Genomic DNA, 16,057 nt, shown 5'->3' on the forward strand with positions numbered 1-16,057 from the left:
ATCATATTTTCTTCCAGCATGGTTGCATGACCAATAAGTTGGCGATTTACTGAACTATAGTTATTCGACTCGATGACAGGATGCCTTCAGGCGTCCAGGTAACAGCTGTTTGCGCTTCTCAATCATTTTATCAATTACCTATCAAAACAAAAGTCATGAAGTGTAGAATTTTTACGGTGATCTTGTTCTTATTAGGCACCTCCACAGCATTTGCGCAGTTAAAAGTAGGTTCCAATCCCAGCCAGATCAACAAGTCCTCCATACTGGAACTGGAAAGCACCCGTCAGGGTCTTTTACTGCCGAGGATACCAGGCGCTAACCTCACTGCCGCACCACTCAATACTGCTCCAGACGGTATGATCATTTACGTAACAGATTCTTCCAGCCTCTTTATCCGGAAGAATGGTTTATGGCAAAAAATGTCGGTGGACAGTGTAGCCAATAATGGTAACTGGAATACCATTGGTAACGCCGGTTTAGACTCCACCAAAAACTTCCTGGGAACTACCGACCAACAGGCGTTGGTATTCAAAACAGGGAATGCAGAAAGAATGCGTTTATCTGCTAATGGAAATCTTAAAGTGGCAGCAGGTACAATCCCCGATGGTACCAATCAGCTACAGGTACTCGTAATAGATCCCAGCACAGGCAACGTGCTGCAACGTACCATGGCTGCTTCCGCATTCAATAATGCCATCGTATCCTTAAACGGGTTAAGAGATACGGTACAGACATTTGCGATCGACAGCACCGCAGCAAAAGATTTCTCCATTACTTCTACCAATGGCGTACATACGTTGAACATTCCCACTCAAAGTGGTACTGGCGCTACCTCCCGTGGTTTATTATCTTATAGCGACTGGCAACGGTTCGACTCTTCAGCAAGATTCCAGATACTGCACACTTTATTCGCCACCGCTCCAGACCCCAATGGTATTAGTATCAATAATGGTACGCTGACACTGCATGCGGCCGATGCCACTAATCCGGGCGGTGTTTCAGCAGGCGACCAGACCTTTGGTGGTAATAAAACTTTCCAGAACAATGTGCATGTCGTTCAAAATGCCACTATTGATGGTAATGTAGTACTGACCAATATTAATAGCGCTGCACCCACCGACAGTAACAATGTACTGATCCGGCGCACAGACGGTACGCTCGTAAAGAGATTACTGAATGACAATGCCTTTAAAACACTGGTCATCGGCAAGAGCCCTGGTACTGTAAATGATATCAATATCGATAGCAGTTCGGCTACACAAACAGTTATCAACGTTCCTGATGCCTCCACTACAGTAAGAGGGGTCATCAATCTCCTGAGCGGTCAAACTTTTGCCGGTTATAAGAGCTTCCGTGATTCACTGGCAGTAGGCGTTGCCGAAGGTACCAAAGCTAATTCCAGCTTCCAGGTAGTGGGCTCCGTGGCTACTAATCTGACCAAAGTAACCAGCAGCTATGCTGCCACCGCAGGCGATAATACCATCCTGGCAGATGCTACCGGCGGCGCGCTTACCATCACTTTGCCCAGCCCCACCACTATTGCCGGCCGTATTTACACCGTCAAAAAAGTCGGCAGCGGCGGCATTGATAAGGAAGTCACTATAGCTACCACCGGCGGTACTATAGACGGATCCAGTAATTATATTATTTACAACGACTGGACCTTTGTTACGCTGCAAACAGATGGAACAGACTGGTACGTGATTAAGAAGTAGCGGTTTCTCCCACTTCTCTCATCATTCAACTAGTTGCTATGAAAAGCATATTTCATTTCCCCCTGCTGGCGGTGCCAGTGCTCTTATTGCCTTTATTTTCAGTTGCACAACAACTGAAACTGGGTAGTAACCCCAGCACCATCAATAAGGCCTCTGTATTGGAACTGGAAAGTCAAAACCAGGGATTATTACTCACCAGGATCGCAGATACCACAGTAGCCCCTTTGACTACTGCGCAAGACGGCACCGTTCTCTTTTTCAAAGGAGATAACAGTTTGAGGGTGCGTAGTGCAGGCTCCTGGAAAAAAGCTTTGTTTGCGGTTGACACGACTGATATAGCCAATTTCAGCGTGAAAGTGAGGAGCCTGTTCTCCGGAACGGCTCCTATCACTTACAGCAACGGCGTAATTGGTATCAGCCAGGCTTCTACCAGTACAAATGGATATTTAACCAGCGCGGATTGGAATACTTTCAACAACAAACTTTCTTCCATCGATACGACCAACATTGCGAATTTTAGCGGAAAAGTGAGGAGCCTGTTCTCCGGAACAGCTCCTATCACTTACAGCAACGGCGTAATCGGTATCAGTCAGGCTTCCACCAGTACAAATGGCTATTTAAGCAGTGCCGATTGGAATACTTTCAATAACAAACTTTCTTCCATCGACACGACCAACATTGCGAATTTTAGCGTGAAAGTGAGGAGCCTGTTCTCCGGAACAGCCCCTATCACTTACAGCAACGGTGTAATTGGTATCAGCCAGGCTTCTACCAGTACTAATGGATATTTAACCAGCGCGGATTGGAATACTTTTAATAACAAACTTTCTTCCATCGATACGACCAACATTGCGAATTTTAGCGTGAAAGTGAGGAGCCTGTTCTCCGGAACAGCTCCTATCACTTACAACAACGGTGTAATTGGTATCAGCCAGGCTTCTACCAGTACAAACGGGTATTTAAGCAGCACCGATTGGAATACTTTCAATAACAAACTTTCTTCCATCGATACGACCAACATTGCGAATTTTAGCGTGAAAGTGAGGAGCCTGTTCTCCGGAACAGCTCCTATCACTTACAACAACGGTGTGATTGGTATCAGCCAGGCTTCTACCAGTACAAACGGGTATTTAAGCAGCACCGATTGGAATACATTCAACAATAAACTCTCCACCATTGATACTACCAATATTGCGAATTTCTACATAAAAGTGCGTTCATTATTCAGTGCAGGTACCGGCATCACTTATGACCAGGTTAATGGTACCATTTCATATTCAGGCTCCGTAGGTGGCTGGTTACTGGGAGGCAATGGAGTTGCCGCAGTACAAAACCTCGGCACCACTACCAATTTTGATCTGCCATTCATTACCAACAATACCGAAAAAATGCGCATCAACGCCACCGGCAGCGTAGGTATTGGTAGCAATTTGTTTAATGCTACCAACCCCGAACGCCTGCTGGTAGATGGCGGCACCACCTCTACCTCCACTAATCTGATACGCGGACAAGGCTTCGTGAACAGTACGCTGCAAATGAGTATCAAAAACACCCACGGCGGCCCGAATGCCAGTACCGATATCGTTGCCTATGCCAATAATGGCAGCACCACTTTCATTGACATGGGTATCAACTCCGCAGGAAATGGTAATGGAACCGTGATAGGCGGCGGCAATACCGCTTACATGTATGCTACCGGTAATAACTTCGTCATCGGTAACGCCAGCTCCGGCAAAAACCTGATGTTCATCACCGGCGGTACCGCCAGCACCAATGAAGCCATGCGGATAGACGGAACAGGAAATGTAGGTATAGCCAACACCACTCCGGCTGCCAAACTGGATGTAGGAGGCAATTTTAAACTGGGCGCCAGTGGTACCGTGGTAAGCAGCATGATTAAATCAAATTTCTCCCTGTCAGATGCTGTTACCAATATCACCACTACCACTAGTCTCACCAAAACAGCCGCTGTTGCAGGCGCCAATGTAAATGCTTCCGTGATCGTGAATCCCCGTACCGCGCTTCCACAGGGATTGGCCATTGCTTATTCCTTTATCAGCGCAGCCAATACCATTACCATCAACTTTATTAATACCGGCGGTGGCGCTGGTGGCAACCAGAAACTCGGGACCGTAACTTTTGATGTAACTATTATCAATCCGTGATGCGCAAGTTTACACTCCATATGATCACCTGCCTCTTAACCGGAACACAGCTATGCCTGGCGCAAACGGGCGTATATGTTCCTCCCGGAGGAAATATCGGCGTGCATCCACGTGATACAGTGGCCATTTTCAGTGATGTAAAAAATGACGGCAGGTTTGGTTCACTAAAAGGAAGTGTCGTCAATTTTTACGGCAGTAAATGGGAAAACAGTAATAACGCCACCTTACCTGATGAAAATGATTACAATAACAGCCACCAACCCAATATGGGCGGCACTTTCCGCTTCCTGCAGACAAAAGGTATTAGCATGGGTGTTCAGCATATATACGGAGGCTATAGCGCCAGTATCGGCACTGGCGCCAGCTTCCCTAACCTGAGCATCGGCAATAGTAATAATATTCACCTCGACGATTTAAGTGATCTGAAAGTACGCTACAACCTGAATTTTGAAACCGGCCACCTCCTGCTCAACGGCTGGAACCTGGTGGTAGGTAACGGCGATCCGGGTACTATCACCGGCTATTCCAACAAAGCCTTTGTGGTAACAGGCAGTCAGTCATCCGGCGGCTTCCTTTTCAGAGAACAGATCACTCCTGCCAACGATATGGTGGTATACCCCGTTGGCAGCACCACCGACAGCTACTCTCCCATGGCGTTGAAAAGCAACACCAGCACCCCGAAAACCATCCAGGCCAGGGTGTTCGACAACGTTTACCAATATGGCCTTTCAGGAGATATGAACACGTCAGGTTATACGCTAAAAACCTGGCATGTAAAACAAGACTCCGGTGCATTGAACAATGTGACTGTATTGTTACAGCACCCCGAGGAAAGTGAAACGCCGGCTTTTTCCATTAACCGCGACAGCAGCTATGTAACCCGCCTCGCCGGCGGCGTGGCATGGGATACCGTGGCGCCTTCAGGAGTCGTTACTCCGGGTACGCTTACCACCGGCGCTGCTTTGCGCAACACCTATATGAATAGCAGAACATTCGGGGATGGCGGGGAAGTCAACACCTTCCTGTCGTTAGCCTCTTTCAATAAAGTAACTTCCGATGTAGCCTTCTTCTTTGAAGCTTATCGCGAAACCATCCGGTGGGTAGGCACCCATTGGCGTACCACCAAAGAACTCAACCTGGATCACTATGAGTTACAACGCCGCCGCGAAAATGAAGACAGCTTCTATACCGTGGCCAAGGTTGCCCCGCATAGCCTGAACGGCACCAGCATTGGCACGCTCGACTATAACTACCGCGATGATGACGAGTATGATAACTGGACCTACTATCGCGTAAAAGTGTTCGGCCGGGATGGTAAGATCTTCTATAGCGCCGTTAGACAAGTGCCCTGGTGGATCGAAATCACCATCACCCCCAATCCTAACAATGGTAACTTCACTGTAAACCTGGTGGGTATACATCATAAACTGCGGATGGTTATCCATGATGTGTTAGGCAGGGAGCGGGATAACCGGCTGCTCACCAGTAACCATACTTTCGTTTCCAAATCAGATCTTCCGGCTGGGTTATATATCCTGACATTCTATGATACAGAAGATGCCGACCGTGTAGTAAAGACTGCTAAGGTAGTAGTGGTGCATTGATGTAAATTCACACTTCATCCGAACGGAGTAACGGCAGGAGGCTTCCTGCCGTTACTGTTGTATTTATTAGTGAAAGATTTTCGCAATAAGCCACATCAGTGGGATGCTTCCCAATGTACTCCCAATCAGGTAGACTAACACATAAATTTTCCCTATGAAACTTGCTTCTGGACTTTCATCCTTAAACTCCCTCTCGTAACTGGCCCATTGTTTCTTAGCATAAAAAAGAAAGTAGTGGACAATTAGTAATAAAATAAGGGAAACACCGCCATATAACGCTATGTTACTTGGTAGATCAACGTGAAATGGTAAACACTCCAATACCAATAAACCCAATACTATTAATTGTGCAAAATGAACAAACGTGAGTGTTGCTATCACATTAAAGATAGGTGTGCTATTACTGGGTCCATTCTTTGCCCAGGTATAAAGTCGGTAAATGAGATATTTATAAAACTGTCGTATCATTAATAGCACAACGGAATGAGACCTACCGCCCATTATAATGTTCTACTTGCTAAATAGTATGAAAAATTTTACCAAGGAGTAACATTAACGGAATGGCACCAAGTGTGCTTCCTATTAGATACGCCAAAACCTTAATTTTACCCCTCAGGCTTTCTTCAGAGCTTTCATCTTTAAACTCCTTTTCATAGCTGGCCCATCTTTTTTTATTATAAAAAAGGAAATAATGGGCGATTAGCGATAAAATCATAAAACCAGCTACAAACTCAGGTGCCATTCTGGGAAAATGAATACAAGAGCCCAAACTTAGTTGTATCAACAAAAACACTACACCTAACTGTATACTATGCACGACCGTGAGTGTTATGATCACATTAAAAATCGGTGTATTGCTACTTGGCCCATTCTTAGCCCAGGTATAAAGTCGGTAAATGAGATATTTATAAAACTGTCGTATCATTAAATAACATACCGGCAGGAAAATTTCCTGCCGGTATTGTTTTATCTACTATACGGTATGAAAGATCTTGGCAATAAGCCACATCAACGGGAGAGCTCCAAATGTGCTTCCGATCAGATATGCCAAAACATAAATTTTGCCTCTCCTGCTTTCTTCGGGGCTTTCATCTTTAAACTCTTTCTCATAACTAGCCCATCTTTCTTTATTGTAAAAAAGAAAATAGTGAGCGATTAAAGATAGAAACATGAAGCCAACAATATACTCAGGCCCGATTCTCGGGAAATGAACACTGGACCGCAGACTCAGTCCCACAATTAGAAGTACTATTCCCAATTGCATATAATGTACAAACGCAAGCGTTATAAGTACATTGAGAATAGGTGTACTATTGCTAGGCCCATTCTTAGCCCAGGTATAAAGCCGGTAAATGATATATTTATAAAACTGTCGCATCATCTAATTCTTTTTATTCTTTATATGTAGGTTGTCCCCAATCTTTTCCCCACCAGCCGTTGGCATCACCAATAAAATAAATGGCCCCTATCGTCCAACCTACCGGTCCTCCCCATACAGAAGCGGCTCCAATTGCAACATCCAGCGTTGCTTTGGCCAGTACCCCGTTAGCATTAGGATCACCGGTATAGTAAGCATCAAACACTTTATAAGCACTAATCCCAACTTGTGCATAGAATACAACTCTCCCCAACCCGTCGATAGCGCCTTTAAATGCCTTTCCCTCATTTCCCAAAATAGCCATCGTTCTCCATGCCTGTTGGCTGGAAGTTAACTTGCCGAAGGCCCACCAGGATTGCGCAGACTTAAAACTAGTTCTTACTCCATATGCCATCATTTCGGACTGAAGTCCTAGACCAATAATAAGAGGGCTCACCACCGAATTGCCTTTATCATAATTTGAAAAGTCGGTGGGCCTGGACTTATCCATCTGGCTCCAGATTTCAAGCCCTCCTCTTACATAGGAGTCGTAATTTTTATACTGAACGGTTACTCCAACCAAGTACCTTACATTAGGCGGTACAAAACTCTGGCTGTTTTGTGCCTGTTCACTGGCATTATAAGCTGTAGCAGCCGTTTGGTAATTTGCGGCTACACCGTAGCTACCCCAGAGTCCCATCGCCGAGAGTTGAGCAGCCCCTGTCATGAATGCCTCTGTCCCAGAGGTAAATGGCTGGTAACCTCCTGCAGCCGACCATGTGCCTCCATAACCAGGCCCATTCAGACTATTGTCTATAATTTCGGCCAGGTTAGTTTCATCCCCCAACGGATCATTAAAGCTTATTGGGTTGTTATTTGCGTAGGCGTATGGGCTTAAATCATACATCTTTACCGCAGCAATATCCACTCCCTGGAAGCGGCCAATCTGAGGATCATATTTCCGAAAGAAAGTACTATATTGGCTTACTTCCAGTTCATTTTCCCATTCAGCACCACCGTTGTATCTATAGTTATTTTTGAGCGGTGCTGTTGCATTATATGAAATTCCAGCCATTTCCAATCCAAAAGGATAGTAATGCGTTTCTTCCATTACGGGGCTCAAAGATACACCAAGAAGTAAATTGTCAAAATAAACATCTTGCTGGCTTTCGTTACTTGTATATACATACAAAAATCCACTCTTCGTTACCGGCATCTTGTCGGTAGCCAGCGTCTGCAATTGATCCGGGGTCTCCTGTACTTGCTTTACACCACTATTCGCATCTACCATATTAAATTGATCATCGAAGAGTACGTAGTTCAGGTAAGCCTTGGGCTTATTGGGCTGCTGTGGATCCTGGTCTTTCTCTGTTAATCGCTGGTAATCGCGGGCCGTAAAGGTAGTACCAAAAGGAGATGCGGTCATTCCTGCTACCGTATGCTCGTCTGCAGTAGGGGCAGCTCCACTGAAATTGTTGATCAACCCGGTAAGCATCTCTTCCGGCAGAGGGTGCCCCTTGTCTGTGGGCCCTCCTGATTTATAGAATGCCCGTGTTGAAATCTGTATGGTATCGCCTGCAGTGACCTTTAATACAAGGGAAGGACCTATTTTCTGTCCACCTGTCCGTGCGTTGAGGCGGGCAACAAATTCATTTTTATCCGTTAATTTATCGTCCGGATATCCCACAGGTTTTGCGCTGCGGCTGGCATCGATGTTACTGAAAAGTGCCGTTTCAACCGGAGCTGCTGAGGTTTCCATTGTCGCCGCATATAATTGGTAGTCCGCTTGTTCTGTAAGTACTACCCGAACATTATTCTGATGGTCGCGCTCAAAATAATCGTATGCCATCGTAACAGGGCTACCGGTTTTGTATACGGCACGCACCCTGCCTTCCTCATGGGCAATCATCTGCAAGCTATCATTCTTATATATGATCTGGCCGATATAATCTGTAGTTGTGACTAATGCCGTTGAGCCGCTATTGTCTGTGACTATTTTCCTCTGTTTGTTGCCTGCTGCATCATATATATACCGGATATTTCCCTTTCCGGCTACCGTGATCAGTTCTGGTTTGTCCAGGAAATTATACGTAATCTGTGTAATTTTCTTATTCAGGTCTTTAGTAAGGTTTCCGTTGGCGTCATAGTCGTAGTCTATGGTGTTGGTTCCATTAGCATCTTTAAAATCACCCAGTGTTGAGTTGGGATCATTTACAGCATCCAACACACCTTGTAACTTATTACTTTGAGGTACATAGCTGTAAGCCAGTTTATCAACAGGCGTAATCGCAGCTCCTTTTAAGCCCTGTTGCGACATGGAAAGGATATTCCCGTTTATGTCGTAAGTGAGGTCATTAACGGAGAAATCTGCTTTATCTTTTGTCCATGTTGCCCCTGCCGTATTCTGCTGATTAAAGTCTGCGTTGGTAAGCCGCCCGAGATTATCATATTTATATCCGTATGCCCTGGCAACTTTATCGTTCCACCCCTTCCATTTAATACCTGTTATGCTGCCATTGTATTGCGAAGAATCGAAACCGAAATCATAACACAGTATTTCTCCGAATTTATTGGCAGTACTATTATTAGTATTTACGAAGCTCTGATTAATCCCTTTCAACCAGCCCCGGACATTGTAATCGTATACAAGGCTATCCAGCATATTGCCGTTTGATTGCACACCTAGCATTTTCTTTCTCAACTGCCCCATGCTATTAAACTGCTGCTGTACAATTATTTTATCGTTGGCAGCATCGTCATTCAATCTTTTCTTGATTTCCGTGATCCTTCCCGCGTGATCATATTTGACAATCGACAACATAGTCGTACCGGGCTTTAACGTGCTACGGGGGTTGGTATGAGCCACATAATTACTCAACATTTTTCCACTAAAATCGAATAATGACGTAACAATGTCCTTACCTCCGGCAATGTTATCTGATATCGTTTGCAGTGGTCTTCCGTTTTCATTATAGAACGCCGTAGTAGTAAGCCATTGATCCGTTCCCAGGACTCTTAGCTTGTTGCCGGTCAATTTTCCTCGTATTATACTAACAGGAGTAAACGCCAGATCAGCATTGGGATTTCCACCATCTGTCAGCTTCCCGGTATAGCTACCCTGGAAAGCAGCGGCTCCCGTCCAGCTATAATCGTCATAATAGGCGTAAGACCACCACTCGATATTATCTTCCGGCGGCAATGGGTTCATTACAACCGCTTCCAGGTAGCTGTCATTAGTGCTACCCGGTTCAATATAAGCGTCCATATTATCATTGGCGCCGGTATCAAAACCATCTGTAAAAGTAATAGATGATCCAGCCTTATATACCTGGATACTCCTGTCTCTGGCAGACACCGTCATATCTCCGGTCTGGGAAAGCACCTTATTTCCCTGTTGAAGGGCAGCTGCCTGGTTATCCATTAGTTGTTGCAACTCACTTCTGGATTTATTCAGGGTATAAAAACCTGTTTTGACTTGTCTGTCCATTGCATCATAGAAGCTCACGCGCCAGCCTTTATCTTTCATATTGGCTTTGCGGAGGTATACCAGCCTGTCCCGGCTATCGTACACCATTTCGGTGAGGCCATTTCCTGGAACTACCTGTGCCACTACTCTCCGTTTATAATCATACTGGTACTGGTAACAAAGTTCATTTCTGACATCCGCATTACTTAATTGCCAATTATTCATGATTTGTTCCACTGCCTTAGGAACAATCACAAATCTCAGGTTATTTACCTCATCATAAATGAAATAAGTAGATGCCCAGCCTATATGTCCCTGTCCCGCATTTGCAGCCACCTTCTTCCTGATGAGTACTATCCTTCCCTTCTGGTCGATGTACTTTACCTGGAGGTGATTCTGCTCGTCTGTTTCTTCCTGTACCAGAAGTTGATTGGCACTATAAAAGCCGGCAGATACAGGTATTGTAGATATGTCAGGTGAACTAATGGACCATCTTCCAACAGAGTCGGCTATAGTATTAGCTCTTTCTTTCGTAGACATTCCCCGCTGGCTTCCAGCCCAGCTATTACCCGGAGTCATTACTTTTAGTACCTTATTGAGCGGAGAACCATCAAAGGATGATTTCCCGTAAAAGACCTGCTCACCAGGAAACGTCGCCGTGTTGTAAGTATTGGCAGCCTGGTAAACATCCTGTTTAAACAATCCGTCATTACCGCCTGCAACGTACGGCAAAAACTTCCTCGCTTCCCTCCCCAGGTTATCATAACTATTAAAAATAACAATGTCCTTTTTATCTGGGGATGCCTGGCGCACCACCGTTTGCAGGGGGCGCTGAAGACCATCGGTATAATTGGTGGAAATGGCCACATCAACTACATTACTCTGCATGGTAATGCTCGCGGGATCTGTTACTGTTTTCGCTGGGGTATAAGTACGGATAAAATTGACCCTTGTGTTACCGTCAAATGCCGTTGGTAAAGAATCTGGCGTTACAGCCATGGGAGCGGTTACATTGTTTGGTTTATTCTGCGCACAGACATCCAGGGCAAACAATGAAAATGCTACAACTATAGGAACAAATATTATTTTCATAAAAGGAAAATCGGATTAAAAAACATTCATAGGATTACATACACGGGCTGGGAGAATATTCATCGTATGGCCCTATAGTTGTTCCATCCGAAAATTCATACTGGTAAATGCATCGCCAGCCGGTCTTCTGCGGTTCCGATTCTATATATACCTTCTTACCGGTTTCGCATTTGCCATTGATAATTTTCTTGAATTCACCAATGCATAAATCACGGCACATTGTATTATCTATACCGCCATACACCCAAAGATAGGCTCCATAAGTTGATGAGTGCGGATTTACATTCCGTTGCTCTATATCATATCCACCAGTATTATTTCCATCCGATGTTACAATACATCGCTTACGGCCAGTAGGTTCGTATCTCGCCGCCGGTATACAAGCGTACGAGTTTCCGGCAGTCACCCATTTGGTAGCGCCCCAGGTGGCGCTATTCGTATTGATGTCTGTTAACTCTATTTCCAGTATTCCAGTAACCCCGTCCTTATCTGTCTGACAACGGTTTACGCCAGTGGTATCCCAGACGGGATTTGTGTGTAATACGCTGTTAGCTCCATATTCTTTTTTAGTGATAATTTGCCTGTTTTGGTTTCTGACCAGTACCAGTCTTTTAAACACATCATAAGAATAATACACAGGCTGATTATCCACTCCACATTCAGAAGTTACGCCTAATGATGACTCATACGTTTGGGTTCGCATTACAGCACCTACAGGAAAAAGCCTGATTTCATCGACCAACGCTGTTCCAGAAATACTAATGGTAGCCTGATTTACTTTGTATTCGTTGAGCGTCCATCCGGTTTTAGTATTGGAAAACGCTGCAATTTTTGCAGCTCCGGTAACAACCGGTTCACTTCCTCTAAACCATAAACTCAATGAATAAGCCATGGACTGGCGAATATTGGCGCTGGTAACTGCCCCGCCGGAAAGGTTATAAATGTACTGCCCTGTTAAAGCATTATCATCAACTACCGGGTTTCCACTATAACTGAAATTTCCTTTCTCGGAAGTTTCGAAACTGGTATATGCAACATCTGAATAGTTGGCATTTTGTACTCTCATCAATGCCCCCTGCTTATCGGGGCCAAGCAAAATAGCAGACACACGTCCTTCTTTCTGTGAGGTTTGTAAGAACCCCTGGTTGTCATATTGCGTATTAATCGCATTTACCGTAAACAGATTCGCACCTCTTACCAGTACAGCCGGGCTAAAGGCGCCGGCAACACTTAGCGCAACAGGCGCATTAGCGGCAAAAGTATAATTCCTATATGGCCGAATAATATTATTGAAAGATTGGTACTCTACTACTTCTCCTCCGGTCATCCGTGGATCGGCATCACCCGTGATCCATTCCTCCGTAGCCATCAGCTGTGTGATGCTTTTATCCTTAAAGGTCTGAAAAACACCACCCGTAATAGTATAATCAGTGTTGTAGTAACACCTTTTTTCAATCGACAGTCCCTTTGCAGCATCCAGGTCCTGGACAATTGTCTTTACATTAAAATGCACCGGGCTATAAGTAAAAGACGTTGTATTCGTAGTGCTCCCACTATTATCATAATGTGTTATTTCCTGAGTTTTGAGCAACTCAGTTCTTCCGATCAGTGGATAGAACATATCCGTACGGAGTTTCTTCACATCAAAAATTCCATTACTGGAAGTACTCACATGTGATAACTGTGCAGAAGCCACGGATGGATCAGTCAGTTGTGCCTGGATAATATTATATGTATTAATAATTTCCTTCTTTAATTTCCCAGCATTGTCATAAGTACTTACTTTCTTGGGCAAGCCCAATCCCCAATCTGCTTTCTCTATCTGCAGATATGGATATTCAGCCTGAACCTGATTGTAGTTAATATCCCGGAAATCAGAAAATTCATATACTGTCTTCCCGTTATTTCCCTGTTGTCCGCCTTCTAATACTTCTACTCTACTATAGCCGATTGGATTACCCCCAACATACTTCAAGTTATTAATAGGATCGGAGGATGCAATTCTAATTTCCCTCATTGTACCATCTGTGTAAACAATTGGCCGTGTATACTCATACTTGGGCAATTGCGCCATATATCCCGAAGAAGTAACGCCATCTGGCATTACATACTTATACTCCGACGTGATCGGTGGCGCACTATTATTACCGGGATAGGTAGTCACCTTTTTAATCCTGATTCCTCCCCCAATTACTTTCGGCGCATTTACTACGTTATTATTCCAGCTCACTACAAGGGAAGCACTCACGGGCAACGTACAACCGCCCGATTTTTGTACTGTAACAGTATAGGTACCTGAGGGTGCATTTATATCCCATACGGCATCTCCCGTATTGTTCAGCACATCAAAACTATAGGTTTTACTGTCAATAGTTTGCCCGCTGGAATTCTTTAAATAGAAAGAATAAGTACACCCAGCAGGAGGATTTTCTGATAAATCAGCTCCCGGATCCAGACGGATATTAAGCTGATGCTTGCTTGTGTAATACTGAGAGAGATTAAGTGAATAGCTCCCAGGTGAATTTGCACTGACATTTACCTCCTGAACGGCATTGGTTATACCAACCCTGTCATGCGACTCAAAAGTGTATTCCCTGATCATACCCTCCGGGGAAACTACTTTCTTTAAACTTCCCGCAAGCACGAAAGTGCTACTGGGCTCCCTGTCTGCACCCTGAAAACCGGTAACCGATGGAATCCCTGTACTGTTAGGCTTTCCGTTATAAAATCCCCAATGATCCCGGGAATTTGAGCCTAATCCCTTTGGGCCCGAAGGACTTCCACTTAGTCCTATACCTTTGCTGGGTAATAAATAATCTGTATTATATACAAATGAATAATATGGAAATTGGCCCTGAGGGGTTTCCTTCACAATTCGCTTCAGGAACGCCCTATATTTGTGGCTGTCCTGCTCACCCAGATAGACTCCGAAACCGAAGTAAAAGTTATCTATCCACTTGTTATTACTTGCATCGTATATAGTATAATCGAATCGGAACTTATCTCTGACCTGTCCATTACTATACAAGGCGACAGACTTTATAGTTTCTCCATAATCATCCGGACGCATTGAACGAATAATAGAAACAGACTGACCTCCAGGCATTACTATATCCTGAATACGATTTAAACGACGATTAAAAATCACAAAACTACTATTGTAGTATTGGTCATTTTTGTCAAACGTGATACTTTCTTGTGCCGCCTCCGATTTTTGAATATCATAGATCTTGTATTTGAATGATATAGTATCTTCATTAAACGGAGCAATAATCCTGGTAAGGTTCCACGCAATGGGATAATATTGATATTCATGAATGGCAGCATTGGATTCTCCATCAAACTTCTCCAGATCTATGTCCCTGAACTCATACCTGGTGCCATCTTCTTTAGTAATTATAAAGCCAGTAAGGGAATATGTCGCATTGGGAAGTGAGGTAAATTCTGGTACAATTTTTAGGTTCTTTTGCTCAATTAACTTTATGCTGCGATCCTTAGCTATTACGAATCTTCCTGATGCACCATCAAAATTGAAAGTAAATATATCCGCCTGTGCATCCAGCTTGTTATCATAGTATTTCATTCGCGTACTATCTGCCATTGTAGTTGGATAGGCTGGCAAGTTCAAATACCCCACCTGCGGATAGTCATCAGGCACTCCTCTGACAGATCGCATAACAACTCCGCCTGCATTCAGATTCCAGCTAAGTCCTGATTCTGGCGCATCCTCATTCACTTGTACTCCTCCGGCGAAATAGTTAAGTCCGATATTTAAGCTGAGTGCCCCCCGATCATAAGTAAATAAAGGCACGTACACTTGAGGAATACCTGTAAAAAGGTTAACCGATATAGCGGTATTGCGTTGTTGTGCTATAGTGCTCGCATCCCCATTCGAACTTCCCGTAGCGTTCTCCTGTGCTAACAATCTAAATGGCAGGAATAAAAAAACGAGGGCACAGGCAATTATCAACTTCTTAAATACTCTCATAAGTAACAGGTAAACTGACAACAATCGGTGTCAGACATGAAAAATATTACACTACGGGTTATGTAGTGCTTATCTAGGATTTTAAAAAATACGTTTTAAAACAACAACGTGCCAACGCCGTTAGCGCTTTAACATTGGCCAGGAATAAGACATTAGTGGCGAGTTTGCCGGTGTGGTGATAGATAAACGGGCTCTCTTAACAGGACAATGTATATTCTCATTCTTCAAAAACAACAACATATAATATAGGCTGGGTTAATTATGAATCTTTGGCCGCAAAGAAAATAAATAGCGCGGAGAAAAACAAATAAGGAAATAGAAAAACCTGGATTAAAGCCAGCTGAAAATAATGCCTGCCTAGGATTAAGCTATCTGCCTTACAATTGTCGGAATGTCAGCTATTATATGACGATTCGTCTCACCATGTTTTTACTGTCATCGTTGCCACTTATTGCTTTTTGATCAACCAAACTCATACTTACTTGCTGGTATTGTCGGAAAAACCATTAATAATCACAAATTCATTACTTTTACACCCTGCTTAATCAATACCTGTATAGAGATAATCAATAAGTACCGTGTCAAAAATGCAGTAATTTGCGTTCGGATCAGGATTTGATGACTATTATACGAATTTGAAAATCAAAACAATCATTAATATACCTTTTTA

Annotated in this window: 6 protein-coding genes; 3 read left to right on the forward strand and 3 right to left on the reverse strand. The window is 44.0% G+C overall.

Going from position 1 to position 16,057, the window contains the following annotated elements; all coding sequences use genetic code 11:
- Window positions 1-155 precede the first annotated feature (155 nt).
- Genes HGH91_RS25820 through HGH91_RS25830 form a run of 3 tightly spaced genes read left to right on the forward strand, consistent with a single transcriptional unit; the run spans window position 156 to window position 5,484 of the window.
- Complete coding sequence (locus HGH91_RS25820) at window positions 156-1,715, forward strand: hypothetical protein (protein ID WP_168741821.1); 1,560 nt, start codon at window positions 156-158, stop codon at window positions 1,713-1,715.
- Between the two features lie 38 nt (window positions 1,716-1,753).
- Window positions 1,754-3,880 (forward strand): beta strand repeat-containing protein, encoded by a 2,127-nt coding sequence (locus HGH91_RS25825; RefSeq protein ID WP_168741823.1) that lies wholly within the window; start codon window positions 1,754-1,756, stop codon window positions 3,878-3,880.
- On the forward strand, window positions 3,880-5,484 hold the full coding sequence (locus HGH91_RS25830; RefSeq protein ID WP_168741825.1) for a T9SS type A sorting domain-containing protein: 1,605 nt from the start codon (window positions 3,880-3,882) through the stop codon (window positions 5,482-5,484). The genes HGH91_RS25825 and HGH91_RS25830 overlap by 1 nt, the downstream gene beginning before the upstream one ends.
- Window positions 5,485-6,001: 517 nt before the next feature.
- Here HGH91_RS25830 and HGH91_RS25835 read toward each other — a convergent pair.
- From HGH91_RS25835 to HGH91_RS25845, 3 genes are all read right to left on the reverse strand, one after another.
- A complete protein-coding gene (locus tag HGH91_RS25835) occupies window positions 6,002-6,226 on the reverse strand; it encodes a hypothetical protein (protein ID WP_168741827.1) in 225 nt (74 codons plus the stop codon).
- 649 nt (window positions 6,227-6,875) lie between these two features.
- Window positions 6,876-11,399 carry a DUF6443 domain-containing protein gene (locus tag HGH91_RS25840; protein ID WP_168741829.1) on the reverse strand — a complete coding sequence of 1,508 codons (4,524 nt, stop codon included), beginning with the start codon at window positions 11,397-11,399 and terminating at the stop codon, window positions 6,876-6,878.
- A gap of 34 nt (window positions 11,400-11,433) precedes the next feature.
- On the reverse strand, window positions 11,434-15,387 hold the full coding sequence (locus HGH91_RS25845; protein ID WP_168741831.1) for a hypothetical protein: 3,954 nt from the start codon (window positions 15,385-15,387) through the stop codon (window positions 11,434-11,436).
- Window positions 15,388-16,057 lie beyond the last annotated feature (670 nt).

The organism is Chitinophaga eiseniae (assembly GCF_012641265.1).
Lineage (GTDB): Bacteria > Bacteroidota > Bacteroidia > Chitinophagales > Chitinophagaceae > Chitinophaga > Chitinophaga eiseniae_A.

Excerpts from the sequence above, each read along its gene's own strand:
- HGH91_RS25820 (WP_168741821.1), top strand. The coding sequence starts at position 156 with ATGAAGTGTAGAATTTTTACGGTGATCTTGTTCTTATTAGGCACCTCC.
- HGH91_RS25845 (WP_168741831.1), bottom strand. The coding sequence starts at position 15,387 with ATGAGAGTATTTAAGAAGTTGATAATTGCCTGTGCCCTCGTTTTTTTA.
- HGH91_RS25825 (WP_168741823.1), top strand. The coding sequence starts at position 1,754 with ATGAAAAGCATATTTCATTTCCCCCTGCTGGCGGTGCCAGTGCTCTTA.
- HGH91_RS25835 (WP_168741827.1), bottom strand. The coding sequence starts at position 6,226 with ATGGCACCTGAGTTTGTAGCTGGTTTTATGATTTTATCGCTAATCGCC.
- HGH91_RS25830 (WP_168741825.1), top strand. The coding sequence starts at position 3,880 with ATGCGCAAGTTTACACTCCATATGATCACCTGCCTCTTAACCGGAACA.
- HGH91_RS25840 (WP_168741829.1), bottom strand. The coding sequence starts at position 11,399 with ATGAAAATAATATTTGTTCCTATAGTTGTAGCATTTTCATTGTTTGCC.